We start from the raw sequence: 886 nt of genomic DNA on the forward strand, positions 1-886 counted from the left end.
GGTGGGGCCGGCGGATCCGGCGGATCGGGCCAGGACGGTGGTGCCGGCGGTGCCGCTGGGCTATTCGGTACCGGTGGCGCCGGCGGCGATGGCCTGGCAGGGGCAACCGTGAGTGCCCCGGGAGCGAACGGAAACGCGGGCGGGTCCGGCGGAGCCGGAGGAGCCGGCGGAAACGGCGGGACGATCTCCGGCAACGGCGGTGTCGGAGGGGCTGGCGGCCACGGTGGGAAGGGGAGCGCCGGCATCGCCGGTGCCGCTGGCGGTCCCGGCTTGGCCGGGGGCAATGGTGGTAGCGGCGGCAACGGTGGCAACGGCGGCGCGGGCGGCCTCGGAGGCACCGCACTTGGCGTCGGCACCAGCGGTAAAGGTGGCGCCGGCGGCAACGGCGGAGTCGGTGGAGCACCTGGCGACGGCGGGACCGGCGGCAACGGCGTGGTCATCGGCGGTGTCGCCGGCAATGGTGGCAACGGCGGTAACGGCGGCAATCCCGGTACCGGTGGTCAGGCCGGTAGCGGTGGAGCAGGCGGCATCGGCGCCGCTAGCGGTGCAAATGGCACAGCGGGCACCACCCCGAATATCGGCGGCAACGGCGGCGCCGGCGGTGTCGGCGCCTCAGCGACCGAGCCGGGCGGCCACGGCGGTGCTGGTGGCCGTGGCGGTGACGGCGGGTCGGTTGGGAACGGCGGAAACGGCGGCGCCGGCGGCAACGGATTTATCGGGGCGCACGGCACCAACGCCAATGACCCCAGCCAGGATGGAACCGCGGGTCAAGCCGGTGGCAACGGCGGTGCTGGCGGTGCGGGCGGCAACGGCGGTGTAGCGGGTACCGGCGGAGCCGGTGGGCAGGGCGTGGTCGTCGGTGGCGTGGCAGGCAACGGTGGCGATG

General features: G+C 75.2%; 1 pseudogene. It reads left to right on the top strand.

Annotated elements, in window-relative coordinates:
- A pseudogene (locus BST27_RS32950) lies at nt 1-886 on the top strand (PE family protein); the annotation flags it as partial.

Source organism: Mycobacterium intermedium (assembly GCF_002086275.1).
Lineage (GTDB): Bacteria > Actinomycetota > Actinomycetes > Mycobacteriales > Mycobacteriaceae > Mycobacterium > Mycobacterium intermedium.